Here is a 26,241-nt window from a genome sequence, read left to right on the forward strand (position 1 = left end):
TTTGACCATTTGACGGAAAATGAATTACATGATATATTTATCTCGAATTCGAGATATATTGAATTCAAAATAAATTTTTACTAACTTTTTACTAATTTTTTTAGTATTCTTCAGCAATAGATTCACAAAATAAAAGAGCTTATATATAAATAACTAATTTAAATGGAGGAATTCGTATGAACGGCTTAAAAGGGATCCATCATGTAACAGCAATAACTAGCAGTGCAGAAAAAAACTATGAATTTTTTACTTATGTTTTAGGAATGCGTTTAGTAAAGAAAACGGTCAATCAGGACGATATTCAAACGTATCATTTATTCTTCGCAGACGATAAGGGAAGTGCAGGAACGGACATGACATTTTTCGATTTCCCTGGAATTCCAAAAGGAGTACATGGAACAAATGAAATTTCAAAAACATCTTTCCGAGTACCAACTGATGCAGCATTAGATTATTGGGTGAAGCGTTTTGACCGATTAGAAGTGAAACACTCAGGAATCAAAACACAATTTGGTAAGAAATCATTATCTTTTGTTGATTTCGACGACCAACAATATCAATTAATTTCAGATGAACATAATAAAGGCATTGCCTCAGGCACACCATGGCAAAAAGGACCAATCCCATTAGAATACGCAATTACAGGACTAGGACCAATTTTTATCCGAGTAGCTAATTTCGAATTCTTTAAAGAAGTAGTTGAAAAAGTACTTTTATTTAAAGAAATTGATAAAGAAGATTCATTCCACTTATTCGAAGTCGGTGAAGGTGGAAACGGAGCACAAATTATCGCAGAACACAATGAAATACTACCACAAGCATACCAAGGCTTCGGTACTGTTCACCATGTGGCATTCCGCGTAGAAGATACATCTGTATTAAAAGAGTGGATTAAACGTCTTGACTCATTTAAATTACCAAACTCTGGCTATGTAGATCGTCATTTCTTTGAATCATTATACGCAAGAGTTGCTCCACAAATTCTATTCGAATTTGCAACAGATGGACCAGGATTTATGGGAGATGAACCTTACGAGACACTTGGTGAAAAGTTATCTCTACCTCCATTCTTAGAACCAAAACGTGATGAAATTGAAGGAATGGTTCGTCAGATTGATACTGTAAGAAGTACGAAGGAATTTATTAAAGAATAAAACTTTAGTAAAAAACAACACTCACAATTTAAGTGGGTGTTGTTTTGTTATTTCTGCTTATAAATCAAGAATCTGTCCTACTTCTAATTTAAACTTTTCTATTACTCCAACAGGAAGCTCTAATACAGAATAAGCATCAGAAACTGGCGCAACAAACTTCCATGGTTGAAGATTGTTAATTAGTTTTACGATTTTCTTATTTTTGCTTATAAAAACTACGTCAATTGGAAAGTTCATAAAACACATATGGATTGAATTGCATGGGATTATCCAGAGACCTTCTTGATCTAGTGGTCTTTTTCGGAACATAAGACCTTTGAGTCTAGTTGCGAATTTATCTGCTTTTTTTATTTTATAAGGAATCGTTTTATCTAAGTCTTTGTTAGATGCCATTAACATGTTACACACTCATTTCTTAGTGATTTATAGATTTACAGTAAGTATAGTAGAGTATTATTTTGTTCTCAATACAGGTAATTGGTAAAAACTACACCAATATTTACCATTTAGTTTCACTTTTTGCTCTTATTTTACAAAATCCCCCAAATTATGATTTTGGTGATTCTTTTGGGAAATAAGGAGAATTTGAAATTATTAAATGAAAAATGGGCTATTTCTCCATTTTTTTTTATAAAAAACGTTCGAATTCCCCCAATACAGTAATTGTTAGAATTCCATTAAACTAAGAATTGTAAAATTAATATTACAAATGTTACGAATTTTATAATAAAAATGTAATACATAACAACTCGTTGTTAAATTTCAGAATCATTTGAGAATATGGGGGATCAAGATGCTATCAGTATTCAAAAAACTTAACTTGAAAGAAGATGGACAAGCGTTGGTAGAGTACGGTCTTGTTTTACTCGGAGTTGTAGGTGTAGTTGTTGTACTGGTAGATCTTTTAGGAAAAGAAATAAGTGACTTAGTTCTTCCTTTATTCGAAATGATTAAGTGATTAGTTCTATGAAACTATTACTTTTTAAAATTTTTAGATGAAGAAAAACACTTTTTGGTATCAGGTAGTCAGAAAGATTTAAATACAAGTCTCTCAATCTACTTTAAATACATAAACTTAAAAACAAACAACGGGAGGAAATTAACAATGTTAAACAAATTCAAGAATTTAGTAGTAGCAGAAGAAGGACAAGGTTTGTCAGAGTACGGTTTATTAATTGCTGGTGTTGTAGGAGTAGTTGCTGCAGCTGTGCTTGTATTACAAGCTACTTTAGGTGATGCAAAAACTGGTTTATTCAAAAAAGTTTCAGATGCGATTGACAACGCACTTGGACATTAATTAGTTAGATTTTGCATTTATTTTGTAAAAATATATGAATTTAAAGCCCTACTTAAAATTAGTAGGGCTCTCATTCTATCAAAGCAGAGGTTAGTTTTATGTTTATATATACTATTCTTGGAATAACATTATTAATTTCACTAATTACAGACGTTCGAAAAAGAAAAATTTTGAACATCGTTACTCTCCCTGCCATCTTAATAGGTTTTGTTTACAACACTGCCACCCTCGGATTGGAAGGGTTTCTTTTCAGTGGGAAAGGATTTCTTGCTGGTGCAGCCTTTCTGTTAATTCCTTACATTTTAGGTGGAATGGGTGCAGGAGATGTAAAACTATTGGCAGCTATAGGCGCATTAACTGGTACAATGTTTACATTTTACTCTTTTATATATATAGCCTTAATTGGTGGATTTATTTCGGTCTTTCTAATTATGAAGAATAAAGGAATTTGGAATTCGATTAAATCATTCTTTTTTATAATGGTTTTCTTAAGAAGTAGTATTGGTTCAATATTACTTAATGAAAATAAGAAATCCAGTATATCATTTCCCTATGGAGTAGCGATTGTACTCGGGACATTATGTGAAGTTATCATTGGAGTGATGAAATGAAGTCAGAAAAAGGTCAATCGCTAGTAGAATTTGCATTAGTCCTTCCACTTTTAGTAATGCTTTTACTAGGTATCGTAGATTTCGGGCGAATTTTTCATGTTTATTTAACATTAGATCATGCAGGCCGTGAAGCAGCAAGGACAGCAAGCATTGGCAAGGACGATGATACAATTAGGAGTGTAGCTGTTACCGATGCAACCAGTATCAAGTTAACCAAGGAAAATGTCAAAATTGATTTTGATCCATCTAATACCCGTACATCAGGAAGTAAAGTAAAGATTACGATAACGTATCCTGTGAGTTTTTTGACTCCTGTTATTAGTCAGATTGTTGGTGATTTAACATTAAAAAGTACCACTATAATGAGGTTGGAATAAATGAAAAATTTACCTAAATTAATTTTAAAAATAAAAAATGAAAATGGTGCCACGTTTGTTTTTGTTGCTTTATTAATGGTGTTTTTACTCGGTATTACTGCAATTGTAATAGACGTAGGAAGATTGTATTCGGAAAAAAGCAAACTTCAGAACGCTTTAGATGCAGGAGTTTTAGGGGGAGCTCAATTACTGTTAACTGAAAAACCATCACCAAATTTGACACCTGAGTCTGTTGCAATGGAAATTGCAAAAAATAATGGACTTACCCTTATTGATCCAATTGACTCAGAAGACACCAATATAACAACAGATCTTAATGATAAGTCAATAAGAGCAACTAAAAAATCAAAAGTACCAATGACATTTGCAAGAGTTATAGGAATTAAAGAAATGGAAGTAAATGCAACTGCTAAAGCAATTTTAAGACCGTTAAAATCAGGGAAGGGGATTACGCCTATAGCTGTATCTTCAGATGTTGTTAAAAGAGATCCAAATCCAAGAAAACTAGCAAACCTAACTTGTACTATTAAAAAGAATGGTAACGGAAATAATAAAGGAAATTGTGGCTACCTTTCATTAAATGGAACAGGAGCAAAAAGTTTGGCAGATGCGATTATAAACGGTAGCGAAATGTCAATCGGTGGTTCTAATCAAGGAGAACAAGAAGACGATGCTGTAGCTGTATCAACAGAACCGGGCACAATGTTGGGACAAGTAAAGCTTGCTATTGATGTGTTGAAAAAAAATGATGCAAATAAACCACAATGTCAGAATTATGAGACAGCTGATAATTCATGTGATCGTGTAATAATTCTTCCAGTCGTCCAATCGTGGGATAATATAAATGGGAGGGCTACTGTAACAATAATTGGATTAGCTGCATACTGGATAGATGGTATTAATGGAAAGAGTATCAGTGGGCAGTTTATAAAAATGGTAGGTGTTGGGGAAATTGACAGATCGGCTAGTAACCCAGTTGGTCAATTCAGTCAATACAATATTCAAGGTGTAAGGCTAGCAGAATAGATATTCTAACTTTTAGGGGGAACACATGAACACAAAACGAATATGGATTTGGTCTTTAATATTTGGGATTGTTACTGCATTGGTTTTATACGTTACGACATTCTCAAAAACGGCAACTCCTACATCTGCTAAGGAAACCGAAAAACCAGTTGAGAAGACTAGTATTCAAACAGAAAAATCAGAGGATAATAAAAATTCTATAAGAAAAATGAACAATGAAATGCTTCCAGTAAGTGAAGGAAAAAGAGCTATTTCTTTAAAAGTCGGATTAGAACAAGGAGTATCGGGATATATTGAACCTAATTCAATGGTCGATATAATTGCCTATGAAACATATAAGGATTCAAAAACAAAGAAGGATATTCATTCAGCTGTGTTAGCTTTTCAAGATATAAAAGTACTAGCTTCTGGTAAAGCATCGGATAGTCCAGATGAAGCACTTAATTATGAAACAATCACCGTAGAAGTCGCTCCAGAAGAAGGTTTAACTTTAAGTCTTGCCTCACAGGATAAGGACGGTTTTTATTTTATGCTGCGTAATGTAAAAGACAAAAATAAAGAAACAAAGGATATCCGAGTGACAAGTGAAGTTGTAAAAGGAGAAGATAATTAATGGAGATCAATTGGTTCTATTTTTCCGATACCAACACTCCACCAGGAGAAATTGAGGAGATATTAACTCGAAAAAATCATACATTAAATAGCGTTTTGAGATTAGAAGATTTACACCAGCACATTATCCAAGACGATAAAGCAATTCTATTCATTAAAGCCATTACAATTTATAACGTATATGATCTTTGTAGAGAAATTTCCGTAATGTATCCACATGTATACATTGTCCTTATAGTTCCGGACAATATGGAAAATGTTAAGAAAGCTATGCATGCTGGGGCTTCGGATATTTTACGTACTTCATATGAATTTGAAGATTTATTGAAGGTTATTGTACAAGCAGAAAAATATATGACTCACCGTGCTAAAAAAGAAAAATTGTATTCTCCTAGTCTTTTAAAAAGTGATAGTAGGGTTATTTCGATTTGTAGCACAAAAGGTGGAGCGGGACGTACAACTTTGATTGTAAATTTTGCAACTGCTCTTGCTAAGAAAGGAAAAAAAGTTGCTGTAATTGATGCAGACCTTCAGTTTGGCGATATTGCAATGTATTATGATTTGAAGCCGAAGCGTACGATATACGAGTGGGTAAAAGAAGGATATGGTTACACTCATTCAGCAATTGACCAATATATGAGTAAACATGAATGCGGTTTGTATGTACTAGCGGCACCTCCTCGTCCTGAGTTTTTTGAAATCATTAAAGAGGAGCACATTAAAGCAGCAATTGATGAGTGTAAAAAAATGTTTGATGTTATTTTAATTGATACATCAGCTTATTTATCAGAAATTCATTTGAGCTGTTTAAAAAAATCAGATGAAATTTTAATACTTACATCGAATGATCTTCCGGCACTACGAAATAGCAAGTTATTTATTGACACCCTTGAGTCACTAAATTTAAAAGGAAACACGAAACTCATATTAAATCGTCAAACAAAATTAAAGACATTAGAGCCCCAAAAAATTGAGGGAATTCTTGGGATGTCAATTTACACAGTTATACCAAGTCAAGAGAGCGTAGTAAATCCATCTGTAAATCAAGGTACTCCATTTGTCTTGACTCATGCTAAAACTCCGGTAGCAAAGGCCATCTTCTCGTTAATAGATAAATTATTCATTGAAGATAATCATGTTTTAGAAGCTAAGAAAAAAAATAAGAGGAATTTCTTTATAAGAAAATAAAAGGTTGGGAAGAAGTATGTCACTGTTTAAACGATTTAGTGATGAAGGAAAAAGTGATTCTCGCGAGGTTCAACTTGGTTCTACAGCAGTAGTAAAAACGAAAGATTTTTGGGAAATAGAATCAATTTTACACAATTACTTAGTAGAAGAGCTTAAGAAATATAATAATAATGATATTGAGCAGGAAAAAGAGAAAATTCAACAATTAGGTGCAACCTTTTTGGAACAAGAAGGAGCACGCTTTACATTTGAAGAGAAAAAAGAGCTTCTAACTTTTGTTGAACACGAACTTTTGGCATATGGTCCTATCACGCCATTATTAGAGGACTCTCGTATTTCTGAGATAATGGTGAATAGTTCAAGTGAAATTTACTATGAGCAAAAAGGGAAGCTTTATAAGTCAAATGCAGAATTTAGAGATGATCAACATGTTATTCGAGTAATAGAAAGAATTGTAGCCCCTATTGGGAGACGAGTTGATGAAAGCTCACCTATGGTGGATGCCCGTTTACCGGACGGATCTCGTGTAAATGCGATTATTCCTCCGCTTTCGCTGAAAGGACCATCCTTAACAATACGAAAATTTTCAGATACCCCCTTTAAAGTAGAAGATTTAGTAAGATTTGGTACTATGGATGAGAATATGGCGAAATTCCTTGATGCATGTGTTAAATCTCGTTTAAATATTTTTATCAGTGGTGGTACTGGATCTGGAAAAACAACATCCCTAAATGTACTATCATCATTTATTCCTAATGATGAGCGTATTGTAACAATTGAGGATGCTGCAGAACTAAAATTGTATCAAGATCATATTGTCTCTTTAGAATCTAGACCTCCTAATATTGAAGGAAAAGGTCAAATAACAATACGAGATTTAGTACGAAACTCACTTCGTATGCGTCCAGATCGAATTGTTGTCGGTGAGGTTCGTGGTGCAGAAGCGTTAGATATGCTACAAGCAATGAATACCGGTCACGATGGCAGTTTGAGCACTGGACACGCGAACTCTCCAAGAGATATTCTATCTCGTTTAGAAACAATGGTATTAATGGCTGGATTTGACTTGCCAGTACGTGCAATTCGTGAGCAAATTGCAAGTGCAATCGATATTATCGTACAACAATCACGTATGAAAGATGGCACGAGAAAAATCACTCATATAACTGAGGTTATAGGAATGGAAGGAGATACAATCGTCCTTCAAGATTTATATGTATTCCGTGAGACAGGTAGAAGTACTGATGGGATAATCGAAGGAAAGTTTGTCTCGACCGGAATTCGTCCAAAAGTAGGCGAGCAATTAGAGTTGAACGGCTTTGAACTACCTGCTTCAATGTTTGTTGGAGAGTGGTAATATGAAATTATTTTTAGAATTGTTAATTGTGTTTGCTGTTTCAACTCTTCTCTTTTATATTGTGGTTAACAATGGTATAAAACGAAGACGTGCAAAACGACGAATTAATGAATTTATTCCATTATCTTCTAATTCAGAGGGAACAAAAAGAACTAAACAAAAACAATCTCTTTTTAAGGGGTTTATTACTGCAACGTCAAAGTCATTTTATGGGGTTAGCTTTGTTCAGAAGTCTGAAAAGAAGCTACAGGAAGCTGGAAGTAAATTAAAACCAGAGGAGTTTTTCGTCCTAAGGCTGGTAGTTGCAATAGGTTCAGGACTATTTGTACTCTTACTAGAATGGAATATTTTGTTAATTATTACAGCGCTGATTGCTGGGTTTGTACTTCCATCTTTTAATATGGATAGAAAGAGAAACAAGCGCTTAAATTTAATTTCTACTCAGTTAATCGAAACGTTAGGTATGATGGCGAACTCTATGAGATCAGGCTTTAGCTTTATGCAAGCAATTCAATTAGCAGGAAAAGAAATGTCAGATCCATTAGGGCCTGAATTCGTACGTGTATTTCGAGAAGTAGGGCTAGGTGTACCTTTTGAAAAAGCATTTCAAGATTTGGTAGAACGACTACCAAATAAAGAATTAGAGGTAGTTGTACAAGCAGTTCTAGCCCAACGTACAAGTGGGGGAAACCTAGCCGAACTAATGGAAACGATGGAAGACACAATACGTGGGAGAATTCGCGTATTAGAGGAATTAAAAACATTAACTGCTCAAGGAAGAATGTCATCTTGGGTTATTACTTTATTACCTGCGGCTTTAGGTACATATTTATATTTTTTTAGCCCAGATTTTTTTAGACCAATGCTACATCATCCGTTAGGATTATTTATGATTTTTGCTGCGAGTATTTCTTGTTTGATTGGATGGTTGATTATTCAGAAGATTATCAAAATTGAGGTGTAAAAATGCTGCATTTTATTGTCTTTCTATTAGCCACAATTTGTTTTACATTGCTAACAGCAGGAGTTTTATTTTCGTTTTACAAACGAGAAATTGCTTTAAAGCAACGAGTAAATAATTATTTTGGTGAGCGAAATAAAAATAATATAGTGTTAAATAAAAAAGAAAATAAAAGAAATCAGTTATTAAAATTGTACTGGCAAAAAGGGGTACAGCAAGTAAGCGAAAGAGTCTCTAAAACTGATATAAAAAAGCTAGATGTCATGCTACGCGATGCAGGATATCCATTTAAATTATCAGCAATTGAATTTCGTTTAGTCCAGATTTTGATAAGCTCTATCGGAGCATTTATCATTTTTATATTATTTCTTCCGATTGCTAGTAATAAGGCAATGGTATGGGTATTGTCCGTAGCAGTAGCGATGCTAGGATTTCGATACCCGATATTTTATTTAGCTAAAAAAAAGACGCAACGGATAAAAGAAATTAATAAAAATATGGCTGACTTTTTTGATACTGTAAATTTACTAATCGAAGCTGGTATGGGATTAGATGCGTCAATTGCAGTAGTATGTCAAAAAATGAAAGGGCCAATTACCGAAGAATTCAGACAGATGCTCGAAGATATGAAGCTAGGTAAATCAAGAAGGGAAGCATTTTATGAGCTTCGAAAACGCGTACCGTCTGACACTTTTCAAAGCATTATTACATCTCTTATTCAAGCAGACCAACTTGGGATTGGTATGGCAAAGGTACTACGGAATCTAACAACACGAATAAGAGAACAACGCCGTGAAGCTGCGCGTGAACAGGCCATGAAGGCACCTATTAAAATGTTATTTCCTATGGTATTTTTCATCTTTCCAGCTCTATTTATCGTTATACTTGGTCCTATAGTAATACAATTTATTACAAAAGGATTTGGTGGATAACTAGTTAGTAGATTTAGTGCTTTAAAATGTGGATACACACCGAACACTCACATAAAGTGAGTGTTTTTTTATTAAATACCTCTTAATCAAACTGTTAAAAATTCCCAAAAAAAATTAATGCATAAAACGATTTGTTATTCTAATGAAATATTTCACTGAATAAAAATCTTATGAACTAAAATAATTTTTTTAGGAGAGGGAACATGAATAGTACATCTGGTAGGCGTTTATCGAAGGATGAAATGGTTACTTTAATACAAAATGGACTAGAGCGGACAAATAATCCGAAAAAGATTGTTATAGTAGGAGCGGGAATCTCAGGATTAGTAGCAGGTTCTTTATTAAAAGAAGCGGGACATGAGGTGACAATTTTAGAAGCAAATGGCCGAGTAGGTGGACGGATTTTTACGAAAAGAGCACCTTTTATTAATGATCAATATTTGGAATTGGGTGCAATGCGTATTGCTTCTAATCACAAGCTTGTACTCGAATATATTCGTAAATTCAATTTAAAGATAAACGATTTTATAAATGGGAAGTCAGAGGATATTATCTACGTTAACGGAGTAAAAACAACCCAAAAACAATATGAACAAAACCCAGATATATTAGGTTATCGTGTAGCAGATAGTGAAAAAGGGGTAAATGTTGATCAGTTAATTGAAAAATCGCTAAAAAAAGCAATGGATTTTATTAATCAGAACCCTGATGAAAATTGGAAAACTATTATTGAAAATTATGATCAGCATTCGATGGATTCATTTTTAAGATATAACCCAATCGGAACACCTTTGTCGCCTGGTGCTGTAGAGGAAGTAAAAGTACTTCAAGGGATGGAGGGATTTCCTGAGCTTGCTTTTACTGCAATCTTAAGAGAGTTCATAGTATTATTCTCAAAGGAAATTAAATTTTACGAGATTACTGGTGGAAATGATCAACTACCTAAAAAGTTTTTAACACAATTGAAGGATAATCTATTTTTTGGACAAAAAATGAATAAAATCGTGCAAGAAAATAATCAAGTAACAATTCATTCAGATCATTATACAAGCCATCTGCCTTATCAAACTACTGCTGACTATGCCATTATTACTATCCCCTTTTCGTTATTAAACTTCATCGAAGTGGTTCCAAGAAACTCTTTTTCTTATGATAAATGGAAAGCAATTAGAGAATTACACTATGTTCCTTCTACTAAAATTGGACTTCAATTTAAAAGTAGATTTTGGGAGAAAGATGGGACTTTAGGTGGGAAATTAACAACAGATTTACCAATCCGGTTTGCATATTATCCAAGTAATCATAATGGTAAAAATGGATCGGGAATCGTTTTAGCTAGCTACACATGGGAAGATGATGCATTGATATGGGATAGTATGTCTGAAAATGATCGGATAATGAATGCTTTAAGTAATTTGGCGACTATCCATGGTAATCAAGTTTATACAGAATTTATTACTGGTTACACTCATAGTTGGGCTCTTTATCCGTACTCTGGAGGAGCGTTTTCTATGTTCAAACCAGAACAAAACAGAGAGCTTACACCATATATTTCTACTCCTGAGGGGAGAGTTCATTTTGCTGGTGAACATACATCTTCTGCACCTGCATGGATTGAAGGCGCAGTTGAATCGGGTATTCGATCAGCATTTGAAGTAAATAACAGAACTTTCGTAGAACGATAAAAATACATTTTTTATATTTCTGTTGAATATAGTGAAAATAGTGGATGTCTTTTTATTTGAGGGAGTGATCAGTTTGAACGAAAATAATCAAGGACTTCAATTTACCCCTGTGAAATCATGGAATGTTTTTCATGGCCCAAATGACCCGTGTCCACCAATTGGTACAAAATATTACTCTACACCTCCACACTTATATTTAGGATTTCAGCCACCAGGACTAGAGCAATTTTCTTACAAAGAGGCATTAAAAAAGGGTACTTTATGGAAAGTGTTTTATGACTATTACGAAAATCCATATAAAGCTAGGAGGGATTAAGAATGACTGAGCAACTTCCTCCAGAGTATTATCAGGATTTAGAGGAACTGCAAGCTGTTGACTTCGTACTTGTAGAACTAACTTTATATTTAGATACTCATCCCAATGATCAAAATGCAATCAACCAATTTAATCAATATGTTCAATATAAAAAGCAAATCGAAGCTAATTTCGAATCAAAATATGGACCATTATATCAATTTGGTGGCAGTTATTCAGATCAAAACTGGAACTGGCATAAAGGCCCATGGCCATGGCAGGTTTAGAAGGAGGGAGTATTCATGTGGGTTTATCAAAAAAAGTTACAATATCCAGTTAAAGTAAGTACTTGTAACCCAATGCTTGCCAAATTTTTAGTTGAACAATATGGAGGAGCAGACGGTGAGCTAGCAGCTGCTTTAAGATACTTAAATCAGCGATATTCTATTCCAGATAAAGTTATTGGACTTTTAACGGATATTGGTACAGAGGAATTTGCTCATTTAGAAATGATTGCTACGATGATTTATAAGTTAACAAAAGACGCAACTCCAGACCAAATGAAAGCTGCCGGCTTAGATACACATTATGCATCTCATGATAGCGCATTGTTCTACCATAATTCAGATGGTGTACCATTTACTACTGCCTATATTCAAGCAAAAGGTGATCCAATTGCGGATTTATATGAAGATATTGCAGCTGAAGAAAAGGCTAGGGCAACGTATCAATGGATCATTGATCTTTCTGATGACCCAGATTTAAATGATAGTTTAAGATTTTTAAGAGAGCGTGAAATTGTTCATTCACAGAGATTTAGAGAAGCTGTGGAAATTTTGAAGGATGATCGACAACAGCGGAAGATATTTTAGTTGATTGATTATATTTTGAACCTGTTCCTTGGTTTTTATCGGGAACAGGTTTTTATTTTTATAGCAGTGTGAGGTATTTGAACAGTGCTTTCATTTTTGGTTGATAAAATTGCTCTTTTTTATTGTTAATTAGCAGATTTTTATCTAGTTTTTATTCTATAGAGCAGTTTTCTATTTGAAATGAACTTCTTTTGTAGTGTATTCAAGGTCATAATACAGTTGCGATTATCAGATTTTATTTGCAGTACACTTTTTATTTGCAGCATATCTTCATTTGTTTGCTATTCTAACAAATTTAATTGCAGCTGAGCCTCAACTTCGCTACATCATTCCCATAAAAAAATGAGGGGTCTCGGGGACTCCCTCACATAATCTTATTTCTTCTTAAGAATCGCAACCAATAAAGCAATCACCGAAAGAACAGCTGCCACAATCGACATAACCAAAGAAGTATTACTTGAATTTGATTTTTCAGTATCTTTCTTAACTTCCGTAGCTTTAACAGTTTCACCTTTTGCAGTTGTGTCTTTTACAATATTTGTAATCGAGTGTGGTGCTTCTGATTTTTCGTCACCAGTCCACTCAACAATACTGCCATCTTTATAATATTGGTATGCATCCCAAGCTCCATTTACTTCAGCGTCTGGGTTTTTGGCCATAAATACGAATTGTTGAAATTGTCCTGCTAAAATACCTTCGTTTTGTGCACTCCAAGTTACGGATGTAACAGTACCGTTTGCATCTTTTGTTTCGCTGAACTTCCATCCTGGGATAGGTTGATATGAAACAAATTCAAATTTTGAAGGGATTTTAAGTGTAACTTTAGTTGTAGCTATTTCTTTTTCAGATGGTACTTTCATTGTGTATGTTTCCCAAGCGCCAGGGGTTGAAATTTTAGGATTTACTACAACATGCGCACTTGCAATTCCAGTAAAGAACATTGTCATCGCGAATGCTGAAGCGATAATTTTAGTCGTTTTTGAAAAGAATTTTTTCATTTTTTGTTAGTCTCCTTTGAATGTAATTAACTATTTACTTCCTACTATATATTTAAAATCCGCATCTACCGAATCAAGAGAGTTAGTTAGAATATGGACTTTTACATTCCAATGACCTGCCATATCTGTAAAATATCCTTGCGCTTCATAAACACCTGACGAAGTTTCTTTAACTTGAGTTGTGTTAGTTCCCATATTCATGTCAGTGTTTTTAAAGGTAAGCGTGACTTGTTGGATAGAAGACACAGGTTTATTGTTTTTGTCACGTATATTTATTTTAAATGTGTTTTTACCGACTATGTTCGGAGTAGCATGCAATGAAATTGAATATCCTTTATTTTGCTTTGTGTCATTAAAAGGACCAGGGGATTCCATTGCTGTAGGTAGGTTTGTTAATAAGGATGTTAGGATAAGAACGATGATTCCTATACTTATTTCAAGCCAAACTGACTTTCCTAGTTTATTTTTGCTACGTTTTCCTTTGATAAAATGAATAAACCCTAAAATTAGCATGATCACAAATAAGATAACTTTTCCACATAACACTTTGCCATAGGTTGTATGTAATAAAGCATAAAAGTTAGGTACATACTTTAAGCTTGCATAAATTCCTGTTCCTATAAGTAAAGTTACAGATAAAGTCGCCCAAATAGAATATCGTTGAATGGTTTTCCAATAATTCTCATGTTTCTTTTGAATTTTAGGAAGTAAATAACTGATTCCTATTAATCCTCCTAGCCAAATCGAAACTGCGAGTAAATGAATGGAATCAAGCAAAATTGGTAAAAAATCATTTTGCATTGATGCGTGACCGATAAAAGCTTTTGAGATTAGTAAGAAAAAGCTAACTAATAAAGCACTTAACCACCAATAGAAAGAAGATTTTTGCTCACTTTTCCAGGCCATATATAACGAATTAGCTAAAACAATAAGCAGAAGAAGTTGGATTACCCATACATTTCCGAATTTCGTACTCTTTATTGTTTCCAATAACAAATCTTTGTGGAAAATACTTTGCCATGAACCATTTGCATAGTTTTTTGTTTCAACCAAAAGGCTGAACAGAACACTAAATAAAATTCCAAAATAGAAGATTAACAATAAAGCTTTAGAATTTTTAAAGGCAATCATTCTATTTTTCTGATCGCTTTTGTAAACGAATAAACAAAAAAATAAAAGTCCAACAAATAAAAGTAAACTCATATATTCAATCCAGTAGGTTCCCATTACGTCTGTGTTGGGTAAGGATTGGCTTGCTTTATTGGAAATTGTTGATGAACCATCAACTTTTCCTACTCTGAATGGAATTACACCGTTTACTGAATGTCCGTCACTGGAAATGACTTTCCATGCAATATGATAATTTCCATCTGGTAAATTAGGTTTTAAGTTCCCTTCTAAAATTGAATGATTTTGCTTATTTATTTTTCCATTTTGCAAATCAACTTGATTACCTGATTCATCTAAAACTTGTAAAGAATGAAATGCAGACTGTACTGATTCATCAAACTGTATTTGAATACGTTGAGGAGAATTCATAAAAACTTGATTCTCTGAAGGCGTAGATTTGATGATATAAGCATGTGCTGATGCTAAGGATGGAAATAAAGTAGCAGCAATCAATAATAGTAAGAAAGAAAACCCTATAACTCGGATTTTCATTTTTTTATGTCACCTCATATCTATTAGAGTGAATTAGAAATTAAAACAACTTCTAAATTCTAAAGTAAAATTGTGATAGAAATGTGATAAATTATAAATTTTTCTTAACACATTCCTAATAAATTATGAAGAAAGGATTAGATAGTAAGATTATTAAACAGTTCTAGACTCTTTATGCAAGCTGGTGAAAACACAAATAATCCACAAGTAAAACCAATTACTTGTGGATTTCAGTGTGTAAACATAGTTCGAAAATTTGATTTTCAGTCTGAAATATTTATTTAACAACCAACTTACCAACAGAGTTAGAAGGCTCCAAAGAGATGTTATATTCTCCTTTTAATGGATTATTTAATAAGAGAATATTTTTACCGGTTTTTAATGGAATGTTAATACCTAAGTCTGTAGAGGATAATTTTGCATTGCCCCCGGCATCTTGATCAACATCAACAATAATTTTAGTCATTGTCGCAGGTTTAAAGATTGTATTTTTCGGACTAAAACCTGATGGCGTTACGTGAATTGTTGCGTATTGAAGGTCATTTTGATCATCTTGTTTTGCAGCTTGCTTTTGTGGTTGCCCAATCATACCAACTTTTACTTTATTCAAATTAACAGTAAATATGATGACAAGTATAAGTAGGATTGAAGTTAACACTAAAGTACTGTTTGATGATTTGGCATGATCTCTCTTCTTCTTATTTTTGGGATTTGAATTTGAAACTAGCTTTCGATCAACAAAAAATAATAATAGATAAATGAAAACGATAAACAGAATATCCACAATAACGACGCTTATGCTTGAACTGAATGTCATATATCCGATGATAGTCCCTATAAATGCACCGAGCAAGGACGGTAAAATTTCAGTAATGCCAGTATTAAATAGTTTCTTCGATAAAACCCAAAATAATATGACTAGTAATAGATTGAGAATGATCGATAATAATACATTATAATTTGTAGTTAACATGATTAAGAAACTAATTGTAGCTGAAGATACACCCACCAATAAAGAGATAATTGATTTTAAAGTACTAGGAAATCTCTCTTTATTTCGATAAAAATGATTAAAGCTATAATACGTAAGAAGGAGTACTAAGAAAAGACTTCCATACTTCAATACCATATAAACACCTCTAAATTAATTTTAAAGCTACAGCTTTGATCCAAAGTTCCAATCTGGATACACGTATTGAACACTTGGAGATTTAGCTGGCTCTGATTGTTGAACGTTTATTTTAATGACTGTTTGACCATTAAAGCTTGTCTTTCCGATTGTTCCAGTAATTGTTACCCAAGAATCATTCGTAAATTGCTGTGAATTGGTTGATTCTGCAATAATACCAAATGGTGAAATATCGGCGATACAATGAGTCATACCCATTCTTGCAATAATAAATTGATTACCTGCTAACTTAGGGTCTCTATAGATAAAACCTTTAATTTTAATTTGTTTATTTTGGAAATTGTCGACAAATGTATTCATTGATTGTAGTTTTTCAATAAACCACTTGTCCTTCATCTCGATTGTACTCTGTTTGTACAGTAGCATCCCAAGTTTAGCGTAGTCTTGATCATATACATTTGTTTTGAACATTTTTTTTAAAGCAGGGTCCTCATGACCTTTCACTTCAACAGTCTGACCATTCGAAGAAGCCTGCACAGCTAGTCCTTTAAAATTCATTTCTTTGTTATTTGCAAGCGAACTAGAACTCGCATGGTTTGGCAAAATATATCCGAGTAATAGTGGGAATAAAAATAGGCTGTAAATAAAAACGTCTTTTACGACTGACTTTTTTAAAAGATGATGATGCTCATGACTAAAAACTTGGTCGTGACTATGATCATGACCACAATCACAAATAATGACATGTCTTTTTAATGAAAGAACGGCTATATAGATTTGAACGATTGCGACACTAAAAAGAATAACAGTTGCAATTTTTACATAAATGACAAGCTCCGGTACGATAAATTGCAGGATCTCGTCTGTAAGTGTTAATTGAAAAATATAGATAGCAAGTCCTAAGAGAATAGCAGCTTTTATAAAATGATGAATCGATGTGGAATTGATTTTATTTTTCAAAGTAGATCACTGCCTTTTTTTTATAAATTAATAGACTGTAAAACAAGCGTTCCAATAAAAACAAAAATGAAAACTAGCGTGCTAAGTAATAAAACAAATCGAGAACGGAAAACAGCTAGCATCATCAGGATCCCTTTAATATTGATCATTGGCCCAAAAACCATGAATCCAACTAAAGAGCTCTTTGTAAAAATTGTTTGAAGTGATTGAGCTACAAAGGCGTCTGATGTTGAACAAAGAGATAAAATAAAGCCTAATCCCATCATAAGAAAGTTTGCCGATGGACCACTTTTTCCTAATTCAATTAAACTGCTTTGAGAAATGATGATTTGAAGTAGAGCAACAATGATCGAACCGAAAACTAAGTATTTCCCCATATCAAAAAATTCATTTACTGCATGGCCTACGATTGCAATGAATTTATTATTAGGCGCAGTATTGTGTTTATGGTCATGATGGTGGTGATCTTGCTTCGTTTGATCGACCTGTTCTCGTAACTGATTTGACTTAACAAATTGAAAAACGATCAGTCCTACGATTAGTGCAACTACAAAAGCCAGTCCCATACGATAATATGCAACGGTTGGTTGATTACGAAAAGCTGTTAATGTTGATAAAAAGACAATTGGATTTAAAATCGGTCCTACTAATATAAAAGTGACCGCAACATACAATGGCATTCCTTTCTTAATCAGTTTACGAATAGCAGGTACCATTCCACACTCACATATTGGAAAGATGATGCCTAACACGCTTGCTGCGATAATACCTAATAAAGGATTTTTCGGTATAAATCGTTGAACCATTTGATCTGTAACGAAAACCTGAAGGATCGCTGAAACGAATACACCGATTAAAATAAAAGGCAGAGCTTCGATAATAATGCTAATAAAGATCATCTTAAAGACTTGTAGTTTTGTAGTTGAAAAAACTGAACTTAGTCCTGTCGTAGATGAAATATATAATAAGAATACAAATAGTAAGCAAATAATGATTAGAAAATGTCGATTTGAATTGACTGGCGATTGTTTCTCAGTAGCAATGCTTCGCAAAGGATTCACTCTTTCTGTTTAAGATATGACGCGTTCAAATAACCAAATTCCACCTAATATAAAAGCAATCGTAGATGTGGAAATAATTGCATTCCTCGAATACTTTGAGCGATGTAATTGAGTTAGTAGTGGTAATAATAAAAGTACAATCGAAAGTTGAACCACTTCAATACCAAGGTTAAAGCTAACTAAATCAGCTGCTAATTCACTTTTTGAAAGATTCATAGCTGTTAATAAATCTGCAAAACCCATTCCATGAATTAATCCAAAAATAAAAGTTAATACCCAACGATGACCAATGTTTTTACGGAATATATTTTCAATTGCTACGTAACAAATACTAAGTGCTATTGCAGGTTCGACAATATAAGAAGGAATTGAAATGATCCCTAAAACAGTGAGTGTCAAAGTTAAACTATGTGCGACTGTAAATGCAGTAATTACTTTAGCAAACTGCTTAAAGCTTTGTCTTGCAATCAGTAGTGAAAGTAAAAATAGCAAATGATCATAGCCGGTAAGTATATGGTTCATACCAAGCTTTAAAAATGTAACCCATCCTTTAGATGAAGTATTTGTAGTAGAATCCGAATTGGATTCTTTTTTTATTACGGCCTGTTGCTGTTGTTGTGCAGGTTGAATCTTATTTGGATCATTGCTTAATCCCTCATAAGCACTGTCACTAAGAATCATAGACCAAGCACGGCTTTGATCTGAAAGAGCGGCAGTACTACTTTCTTTTCCGTAGTTCACTTTCAACAAATCAACATAGGTCGTACTAGTATTTGTATCATTTTCATACAAATGATCAGCAAGACTAATAGATTGTGAAGGTTGGATTGCAGGGTAATCAACCTCAAGGATGAGCTGGGTAGCATCACCTTTTCGATTAAGCTCCAATTTATTTACCTTTGTCCAGTTTTGTTTTTCTCCATTTATTTTCAGAATAAGATTGCTCTGGAGCGTAGATTCTATTTTCTTCTTTATTGCCTCAAATTCATCTGGATCTAACATTCCATTCTTATTAACATCCCCGCCTGTTAATTCCATGACAGAGACTTCATCTAATGCAAAGTTCATTGTAGTTTTTGATTTTAAGAGATTTAATGTAGTGTAACTAGCACTTAATGAATGAGCTTCAGCTGTTCGAAAAGAGGTACTAAAAAAAATAAGTAAGCAAAAAAATAGGGGAAAAGAACGACTGAGTCTATTAGTTTTTAAGAAAAAAATACTATTTTTCATTTGTTTCCTCCGGGAAATAAAATAAGAATTATATTGTTATGGTACATAGTCAACATTACAGAATTGTTATATAATTGTAAAGAGTTTGTAATTATTGGCTAAATTTGTAGAAATTGCTCGGTAAATCATAATATAGTTAGTGGGCGATCACTACATTTTAGTGAGGGGGGGAGAGGAACTGTAATTATTTCCCAATAGTAAAATAGTCTTGTTTTTTGAGAGAAGGTTTTGGTTATTTAGAAATAATAAAAAAGTGGGGAAATTTTCATGCACAAAATAATGCATAGATACAAAAGGTATTTGGGTCTTTTGACGACGATCCTGTTGCTATTATCAACAGTTAGTCCACAAATGGCTAAAGCAGCCACTACAACTACTTTAGCGAAATGGGATTTTAGCAATGGTCAAGTAACTACACCATCGGCTGGAATACCTGAAAATATGAATAGTAATATAACGACCACTGGTTCCAAAGTTACTGGTTATAATGCCGGTCCATTACCTGGAAATACAGTTATTAACGCAAATACGTGGTCAAACAATAGTTCATATTGGGAAGTTTCATTATCAACAAAAAACTACGAAAATATAACTCTTTCATCTAAGCAATATAGTTCTACAACGGGGCCAAAAGATTTCAAACTTCAATATAGTTTGGATGAAAACTCATGGGTTGATGTACCTGGTGCTTCTGTTTCAACGGGAAGTGGTACATGGTCAAGTGGGGGACAATTAAATAATGTAGCGTTGCCAACTGAGGTAAGTGACAAGAATTTAGTTTATTTAAGATGGATTGTCAATTCACCATTAGCTGCAAAAAATGACGGTAGTAATTTCAGTACTACAACTGGTACAAGTCGTATTGCTGATATCGTTATTAATGGTGACGCAACAGGATCAACACCGTTAGAAAAAACCGCTACACCTGACGCAGCAAAAATCAATTATTCAACAAACTCAACAGTGACAGGAAATGCTGGGGCAGTTACAAGTAATGCCGTTGTAAAAGTTTATAGTGATAATAATAAACTAGCAGGTACTACTACAGCTGCAGCAGATGGTTCATTTACTGCTACAATTACAAACTCACAATCGGTTGTCTATGTTACTGCACAAGAAAATGGAAAAGCTGAAAGTGATAAAGTTTCAGTCAATTTCTCAGGTTCGATCGTTCAGAAAACAGCCGCTCCAATAGCTACAAAAATTACTTTTAATTCGTATACAAATGTATCAGGTACTGCAGGTGCAGTTGCTGGTAATGCTATCGTAAATGTTTATTTTGATGACAATACAATAGTAGCAACTACAACAGCTGCAGCAGATGGTTCATTTAACGTAACATTTTCAAATCCTGGGTCGAAAGCAGTCGTTAACCTAGTTGCTCAGGAAGCAGAAAAGAGTCCTAGTGATCGAACTGCTGTAAACTATACTGGTCAAACTGAAACCCCAAAAGGTATTTCACCAGGTGACGTAGTATTTAGCCAAATCTATGTAAATGGTGGTAATGGGGGAGCATTCTACAAAACTAAGTTTTTTGAACTTTATAATAATACAGATAAAAATATTAATTTAACTGGCTGGTCAATTGCTTATACTTCAGCATCAACAATGAACTTTGGAGCAGGGCAACCACTATCTGGTGTTATTAAAGCACATAGTTACTTCTTAGTAGCAGGTAGTACAGGTACGACAGGACAGGCACTTCCTGTGACTCCAGATATTACAACTACGTTAAATCCAAGTGGTTCAACTGGTGGCGCTTTAGTACTTGCAAAGAAAACGACAGCTGTAACAGGTGTTGATGATCAAGATGCAATTGATTTATTAGCATTTACGAATGGTACAGCAGTTTATAAAAATCCTTTATATTGGGGAAGCCCAATTTCAGACTCTACAATTGGTGGAGGAACGATTCAACGTAAAACAAATATTGGGACAGACCCACGTTCAGCATACGGAATTGGAAACGGTTGGTTTACAAAAGATCCTTCAAAAGATTTCGTTCTGAATAAACCATCAAGTGCGAACTATTCTGATGAGATGGCTGTTCATAACTCAAAATTTATGTCTTCTCCAGATGGTTCTAAAATAACTTATACAAAATCTGGTGGTACAGCAACTGTAACAGGACAAGCTGAATCAGTACCTGCTTCATCTGTTGTAAAGGCTTACATTGAGAATGGTGGTAAATTAACAAGTCAGCAACAAGTAACAGCAGCGGCCGATGGATCTTTTACATTAAGTTTTGAAGACTCTAGTGATCAGACATCTATCTTCTTAACGGAAACGGATTCTGCACAACCTACTCCAAAGGAAAGCTATTACGCGAGAGTAGATGTGGCTGGTAAGTCAACAACAGTTACTTCAATTGGTGATTTAAGAAAAAATGATGAAAAAGGATTTCCAATCAACAATGGTTACTCAACGACAATTGAGGGAGTAGCGACTACAGATAATCTGCCTAATGGGGATGTGAATACAAATTTCTTTATTCAAGATTCAACAGGCGCAATCAATGTTATTAATCATTTGAATCCTTCTACTACGATTCAAGCAGGAAACAAATATAGCATTGAAGGACGAGTAGTATTTACGGCGGGGATGACTCAATTTATTCCAACAGCTATTCATTTTGTTGGAAATGATCATTTACCGGCAACTACAAATATTACAATCGGTGGGTTAAATGAAGAAACTGAAGGCAAATTAGTATCATTCACTGGAAAAGTAACAAATATTCCATCAGATGGTCCAAATTATGATATTACAGTAAGTGATGAATCAGGCGATAATTTAGCAATCGTACGTATTCAAGGATCTTTAGGGACTATTGAACAAGGTCAAACTTACACTTTTACAGGTATCGTTAATCAATATAAAAAAGCTGCACCTTTTACTAGTGGATATCTACTTATACCTAGAAACGCAAGTGATGTAAAAGGTCAATTAGTGTTAACTCATACTCCGATTACAAAAGCTTATATAGGAATGGATGCTTCGTTTAATGCGATTGCAAAGAACGCAGATTCAGTTACGCTTTATTATAAAGGAGAAAACGAGACTTCTTATCATTCAGTAATTATGGACTCTGCAGACCATATTAATTTCAATGGGAAAATTTTAGAAGCAGATGTTCCAAAAGGAAAGTTCTACTATTATATTGAAGCGGAAAATGAAGAAGGCAAACAAGCTGTAGGTAGTTCTTCAAAACCATTTGAAGTGAATGTAGTAGATGATCAAGATGGTCCTAAGTTTTTTAATGAGTTACCTACAAATGGTGATAAAACTGATTCAAGACATCCTGAAATCGTTGTAAAAATGGATGATCCAAGTGGAGTCAATCTTTCGTCAGCAACTATTTCAATCGATGGTCAAGATAAAACTTCAAATGCAACAATTACTGATACAGAAATTAAATTAAATCTTACAACTGCTAATGAATTAACTGAAGGTGAGCATACAATAACTGTGTCTGCAAAGGATAAATTAAATAATCCTTCTACCTTTACATGGAAATTCACAGTTACAGAAAGATTTACTGGTGGAAATCATTACCGTGGAACGACACATAACCATACGAATATTTCACATGATGCAGCAGGTACTCCTGAAGAAGCATTAAAAGCTGCTGAAAAGTATCATTATGATTTCTTTGCATTCTCGGATCACTCTCACGATATCGATGCAAATCTTGTTAATAAAGATACTGTTGAGCATAAAGGTTTTAAAGAGAGAACTGGTGGTACTGATTGGCAGTTAACAAAGGATTTAGCAAAACAGTATACAAAAGATGGTAAATTCGTTGTATTCCCTGCGTTTGAAATGACATCAACTACATGGGGTCACTCGAATGTATTCGGAACTGAAAATTTCATTGATCGTGTTGTAGATGGTGGCGCTTATCAAAATTTACAAAAGTATTATGGGTGGGTATTAACATATGACAATATCGTTGCTCAATTTAACCATCCAAAAATGTCTGCAAATGCATTTGATAACTTCATCCCTTATAACAAAAATTTAGACAAGCTATTTACAATGCTTGAAGTAGGGAATGGATCAGGAAAATACTCTTATGCGAATGCAGAAGATAGCTACTATGGTGCGCTTGATATCGGCTGGCATGTTGCACCAACTTATGGTGAAGATAACCATGATGCAACATGGGGTCAAACGAAAAAACGTACTGTAATCGTAGCAAAAGATTTAAGTCAAAATGCTCTACTTGATGCAATGAAAAACAGACGTGTTTATATGTCAGAGGATCCAAACTTTTCGTTAGATGTATCTGCAAGTGGCTTTTATATGGGATCAACAGTGGATACTGATACGTTAGATTTTAATATTTCAGGTAAAGATCCAGTTTTAGAACAGGCTAGTGATCCTGATTATAGCTATATTAAAACTGCTTCTAACGATGCAATCGCTAAAGTAGAATTAATTACAAATCATGGAACAGTGGTAGACAAATATGTTCCAACAAACGATTCAACTTCATTTAATTGGAAGCCAAGCTTTACTGTAGTTGGCGGACAACAATGGTTCGTTGTTAAAGTTACACAAAAGGATGGCGATCAAATTTACTCTTCACCAATTTGGTCACAACAAAAAGACTTAGCAGTAAAAGTTAGTGATGTTACGACAAAAGATGGCGCGATTATTGGTGGACTTGCAGCTAATTTAACAGCGGGAATAAGTAACCAAGGATCTTTAGATGTTAAACAAGTAACTGCTCATTTCTATTATGATAGTATAGATGCTAATCATTTTATTGCAGATGCTTCAATCGATTCGCTTCCATCAAATTCATCAGCAAGTGCTAGTGTAACATGGACAGATCCAGTTCCAGGGTCACATAAAATCATTGTAGTTTTATCAGCAGCTGATGGACATGATCTTGGTAATAACAAATACGAGCAATCATTTACAATTAAAGCACCATTAAACAAAGTTGTTATGATTGATGGCTCTCACAATAATGAGAACTCGAAACAAGACACTGGCACATATAAAGATAACTTTAAATTATTTACAACGTTAATGAAGCAACAAGGCTATACTGTAGCAGAAAATTCTTCACCACTTACAGAACAAGTATTAAAGAATGTTAGTGTATTAGTAATTACACATCCAGCTACAGCATATTCTGCTAGTGAAATTTCTGATATTAATAATTTCGTGAAAAATGGCGGTTCATTATTGACGACAGAAAAGAGTAACTTTGGTGCTACAAATCAAAACATAAATAGCATTTTATCTGGTGTAGGATCAAGTATTCTAGTAAACAATGACGGTGTCTTTGATGAAACAACTGAAGGTAACTTCTGGGGTACACCATTGACAGCTAATTATGCTGTTAGATTACACCCAACACCAAATCAAAAAACAACATTAACAGATTTTGTTCCAACAATTGAGTATTATAGTGGATCAAGTCTAGCTAAAAATGATGGTTCGGGCAATAAAGTGCCATTAACGGACAGTGATACTGTTACAGTTCTAGCTCAAGGTAATGAGTCTACATTCCAAGATACATCTACCATCAAATCAGATACTGTAAAATATAATGTTCAGACTTCTAATGGGAAAAATGGTCCTGCATTAGATCAAGTTACTGGTGGATCTAGTATTCCGATTATCGCTTCTGAACAAGTTGGTAATGGTCGAGTATTCGTTTCAGGTATGAATATCTTTAATGATAAACAAATGGATCAAACATATAATCCAAAAGGAAATGACCCGTTTGCAGTAAACGTTGTAAACTGGTTAGCTCATCTTGATACGAAAGTAAAGTCAATTGGTGATGCTCGTAAGCTTACAGAAGGAACGAACGCAGTTGTAGAAGGAACTGTAACAGCAATTTCATTCTTTGACGCTGCTTACATTCAAGATGATACTGGTGGAATTATGGCCTTTAATGATGTGCCAGCAGGAAGTTTACAAGTCGGCGATAAGGTACGCATATATGGTCATATAAAAATATTTGAAAATAACTTCGAATTAGAGTTTGGTAGTTTTACAGAAAGCGTTGTAAAGCTAGGCAAAGGAACTCCAGTCGAAGCAAAAGTTGTCAGTACAAAGGACTCAAATAATGAAGAGAATCAAGGTCAATTAGTTAAAGTAACTGGTAAAGTCGTTTCTAAGTATGACGATAATTCCTATGTGATTGATGATGGTTCAGGATCAACATTAGTATTCACAGATGGATACGTTGTAAACCAAAGCGGACCCGTACCAAACCTAAATATTGGGGATACGTTAGAAGCAACTGGTCTAGCAGGTAAATTCTCAGAAGGAAATCGTATTCGAGTAAGAGATACGAAAGAATTAGTTGGAACTCATGCTGCTGCTCCAAAAGCTCCAGTAGTGAATGCTATTTCTGATCAAGATGAGAAAATTACCGGTACAACTGAAGCGGGAGCAAAAGTAATTGCAAAAGTAAAAGGTAATGAAATTGCTAATGCAATAGCGGACAATACTGGTAACTTTGAAATGAAGATTACAAAACAAGTAGCTGGTACGAAAATTGTAGTAACAGCACTTGACTCAGCAAACAATGAAAGCGACGGAGTAGAAGTAGTCGTAAGTGATCAGACTGCGCCAAAAGCTCCAGTAGTGAATGCTATTTCTGATCAGGATGAGAAAATTACTGGTACAACTGAAGCGGGAGCAAAAGTAATTGCAAAAGTAAAAGGTAATGAAATTGCTAATGCAATAGCGGACAATACTGGAAACTTTGAAATGAAGATTACAAAACAAGTAGCTGGTACGAAAATTGTAGTAACAGCACTTGACTCAGCAAACAATGAAAGCGACGGAGTAGAAGTAGTCGTA

The 26,241-nt window shown here is 34.1% G+C and carries 23 protein-coding genes; 16 read left to right on the plus strand and 7 right to left on the minus strand.

Annotated elements, in window-relative coordinates:
• Positions 1–176 precede the first annotated feature (176 nt).
• Positions 177–1,154 (plus strand): ring-cleaving dioxygenase, encoded by a 978-nt coding sequence (locus ACFWM3_RS03455; RefSeq protein WP_390310236.1) that lies wholly within the window; start codon positions 177–179, stop codon positions 1,152–1,154.
• A gap of 57 nt (positions 1,155–1,211) precedes the next feature.
• Here ACFWM3_RS03455 and ACFWM3_RS03460 read toward each other — a convergent pair whose 3' ends face one another.
• Positions 1,212–1,553 carry a DUF192 domain-containing protein gene (locus ACFWM3_RS03460; RefSeq protein ID WP_390310238.1) on the minus strand — a complete coding sequence of 114 codons (342 nt, stop codon included), beginning with the start codon at positions 1,551–1,553 and terminating at the stop codon, positions 1,212–1,214.
• A gap of 394 nt (positions 1,554–1,947) precedes the next feature.
• Between ACFWM3_RS03460 and ACFWM3_RS03465 the strand changes: the two genes are divergently transcribed.
• From ACFWM3_RS03465 to ACFWM3_RS03530, 14 genes are all read left to right on the plus strand, one after another.
• Entirely contained in the window at positions 1,948–2,112 is a 165-nt protein-coding gene (locus ACFWM3_RS03465) for a hypothetical protein (RefSeq protein WP_390310240.1), read from the plus strand.
• Positions 2,113–2,259: 147 nt separating this feature from the next.
• Positions 2,260–2,451 carry a Flp family type IVb pilin gene (locus ACFWM3_RS03470; RefSeq protein WP_390310242.1) on the plus strand — a complete coding sequence of 64 codons (192 nt, stop codon included), beginning with the start codon at positions 2,260–2,262 and terminating at the stop codon, positions 2,449–2,451.
• A gap of 98 nt (positions 2,452–2,549) precedes the next feature.
• Complete coding sequence (locus ACFWM3_RS03475; RefSeq protein ID WP_390310244.1) at positions 2,550–3,062, plus strand: A24 family peptidase; 513 nt, start codon at positions 2,550–2,552, stop codon at positions 3,060–3,062.
• Entirely contained in the window at positions 3,059–3,439 is a 381-nt protein-coding gene (locus ACFWM3_RS03480) for a TadE/TadG family type IV pilus assembly protein (RefSeq protein ID WP_390310246.1), read from the plus strand. Before ACFWM3_RS03475 ends, ACFWM3_RS03480 begins: the two co-directional genes overlap by 4 nt.
• Positions 3,440–4,465, plus strand: a complete 1,026-nt coding sequence (locus tag ACFWM3_RS03485) for a TadE/TadG family type IV pilus assembly protein (protein WP_390310248.1) — start codon at positions 3,440–3,442, stop codon at positions 4,463–4,465.
• Between the two features lie 25 nt (positions 4,466–4,490).
• Positions 4,491–5,078 carry an RcpC/CpaB family pilus assembly protein gene (locus tag ACFWM3_RS03490; protein ID WP_390310250.1) on the plus strand — a complete coding sequence of 196 codons (588 nt, stop codon included), beginning with the start codon at positions 4,491–4,493 and terminating at the stop codon, positions 5,076–5,078.
• Positions 5,078–6,265 (plus strand): CpaE/TadZ family protein, encoded by a 1,188-nt coding sequence (locus tag ACFWM3_RS03495; RefSeq protein ID WP_390310252.1) that lies wholly within the window; start codon positions 5,078–5,080, stop codon positions 6,263–6,265. Before ACFWM3_RS03490 ends, ACFWM3_RS03495 begins: the two co-directional genes overlap by 1 nt.
• Positions 6,266–6,281: 16 nt before the next feature.
• The gene (locus ACFWM3_RS03500) at positions 6,282–7,622 is read left to right on the plus strand and encodes a TadA family conjugal transfer-associated ATPase (protein WP_390310254.1); all 1,341 of its coding nucleotides are present in this window, start codon (positions 6,282–6,284) and stop codon (positions 7,620–7,622) included.
• 1 nt (position 7,623) lies between these two features.
• Positions 7,624–8,586: a type II secretion system F family protein gene (locus ACFWM3_RS03505; protein WP_390310256.1), complete on the plus strand. Its 963-nt coding sequence runs from the start codon at positions 7,624–7,626 to the stop codon at positions 8,584–8,586.
• Between the two features lie 2 nt (positions 8,587–8,588).
• Positions 8,589–9,515, plus strand: a complete 927-nt coding sequence (locus tag ACFWM3_RS03510; protein ID WP_390310258.1) for a type II secretion system F family protein — start codon at positions 8,589–8,591, stop codon at positions 9,513–9,515.
• Positions 9,516–9,718: 203 nt separating this feature from the next.
• Entirely contained in the window at positions 9,719–11,200 is a 1,482-nt protein-coding gene (locus tag ACFWM3_RS03515) for a flavin monoamine oxidase family protein (RefSeq protein ID WP_390310260.1), read from the plus strand.
• Positions 11,201–11,309: 109 nt separating this feature from the next.
• Positions 11,310–11,516, plus strand: a complete 207-nt coding sequence (locus tag ACFWM3_RS03520; protein ID WP_056469058.1) for a spore coat associated protein CotJA — start codon at positions 11,310–11,312, stop codon at positions 11,514–11,516.
• A gap of 2 nt (positions 11,517–11,518) precedes the next feature.
• Positions 11,519–11,782: a spore coat protein CotJB gene (locus tag ACFWM3_RS03525; RefSeq protein WP_056468917.1), complete on the plus strand. Its 264-nt coding sequence runs from the start codon at positions 11,519–11,521 to the stop codon at positions 11,780–11,782.
• 15 nt (positions 11,783–11,797) lie between these two features.
• Entirely contained in the window at positions 11,798–12,367 is a 570-nt protein-coding gene (locus ACFWM3_RS03530) for a manganese catalase family protein (protein ID WP_025569244.1), read from the plus strand.
• Between the two features lie 374 nt (positions 12,368–12,741).
• Here the strand turns inward: ACFWM3_RS03530 and ACFWM3_RS03535 are convergent, their stop codons facing one another.
• The 6 genes from ACFWM3_RS03535 to ACFWM3_RS03560 all read right to left on the minus strand — a co-directional run bounded on the left by ACFWM3_RS03535 (position 12,742) and on the right by ACFWM3_RS03560 (position 19,407).
• On the minus strand, positions 12,742–13,365 hold the full coding sequence (locus tag ACFWM3_RS03535) for a YcnI family copper-binding membrane protein (RefSeq protein ID WP_390310262.1): 624 nt from the start codon (positions 13,363–13,365) through the stop codon (positions 12,742–12,744).
• A gap of 30 nt (positions 13,366–13,395) precedes the next feature.
• Positions 13,396–15,027, minus strand: a complete 1,632-nt coding sequence (locus ACFWM3_RS03540; RefSeq protein ID WP_390310264.1) for a copper resistance CopC/CopD family protein — start codon at positions 15,025–15,027, stop codon at positions 13,396–13,398.
• Between the two features lie 277 nt (positions 15,028–15,304).
• Complete coding sequence (locus ACFWM3_RS03545; protein WP_390310266.1) at positions 15,305–16,156, minus strand: hypothetical protein; 852 nt, start codon at positions 16,154–16,156, stop codon at positions 15,305–15,307.
• Between the two features lie 27 nt (positions 16,157–16,183).
• A complete protein-coding gene (locus ACFWM3_RS03550; RefSeq protein ID WP_390310268.1) occupies positions 16,184–17,116 on the minus strand; it encodes a TIGR03943 family putative permease subunit in 933 nt (310 codons plus the stop codon).
• A gap of 20 nt (positions 17,117–17,136) precedes the next feature.
• The gene (locus ACFWM3_RS03555; RefSeq protein ID WP_390310270.1) at positions 17,137–18,168 is read right to left on the minus strand and encodes a permease; all 1,032 of its coding nucleotides are present in this window, start codon (positions 18,166–18,168) and stop codon (positions 17,137–17,139) included.
• An 18-nt stretch (positions 18,169–18,186) separates the two neighbouring features.
• The gene (locus ACFWM3_RS03560) at positions 18,187–19,407 is read right to left on the minus strand and encodes a HupE/UreJ family protein (RefSeq protein ID WP_390310272.1); all 1,221 of its coding nucleotides are present in this window, start codon (positions 19,405–19,407) and stop codon (positions 18,187–18,189) included.
• 267 nt (positions 19,408–19,674) lie between these two features.
• On the opposite strand from ACFWM3_RS03560, the gene ACFWM3_RS03565 reads away from it, so the two are divergent.
• Positions 19,675–26,241: Ig-like domain-containing protein (locus tag ACFWM3_RS03565; protein ID WP_390310274.1), on the plus strand; the 6,567-nt coding region annotated here is incomplete at its 3' end.

This window comes from Gottfriedia sp. NPDC058432 (genome assembly GCF_042721555.1).
Lineage (GTDB): Bacteria > Bacillota > Bacilli > Bacillales > Bacillaceae_G > Gottfriedia.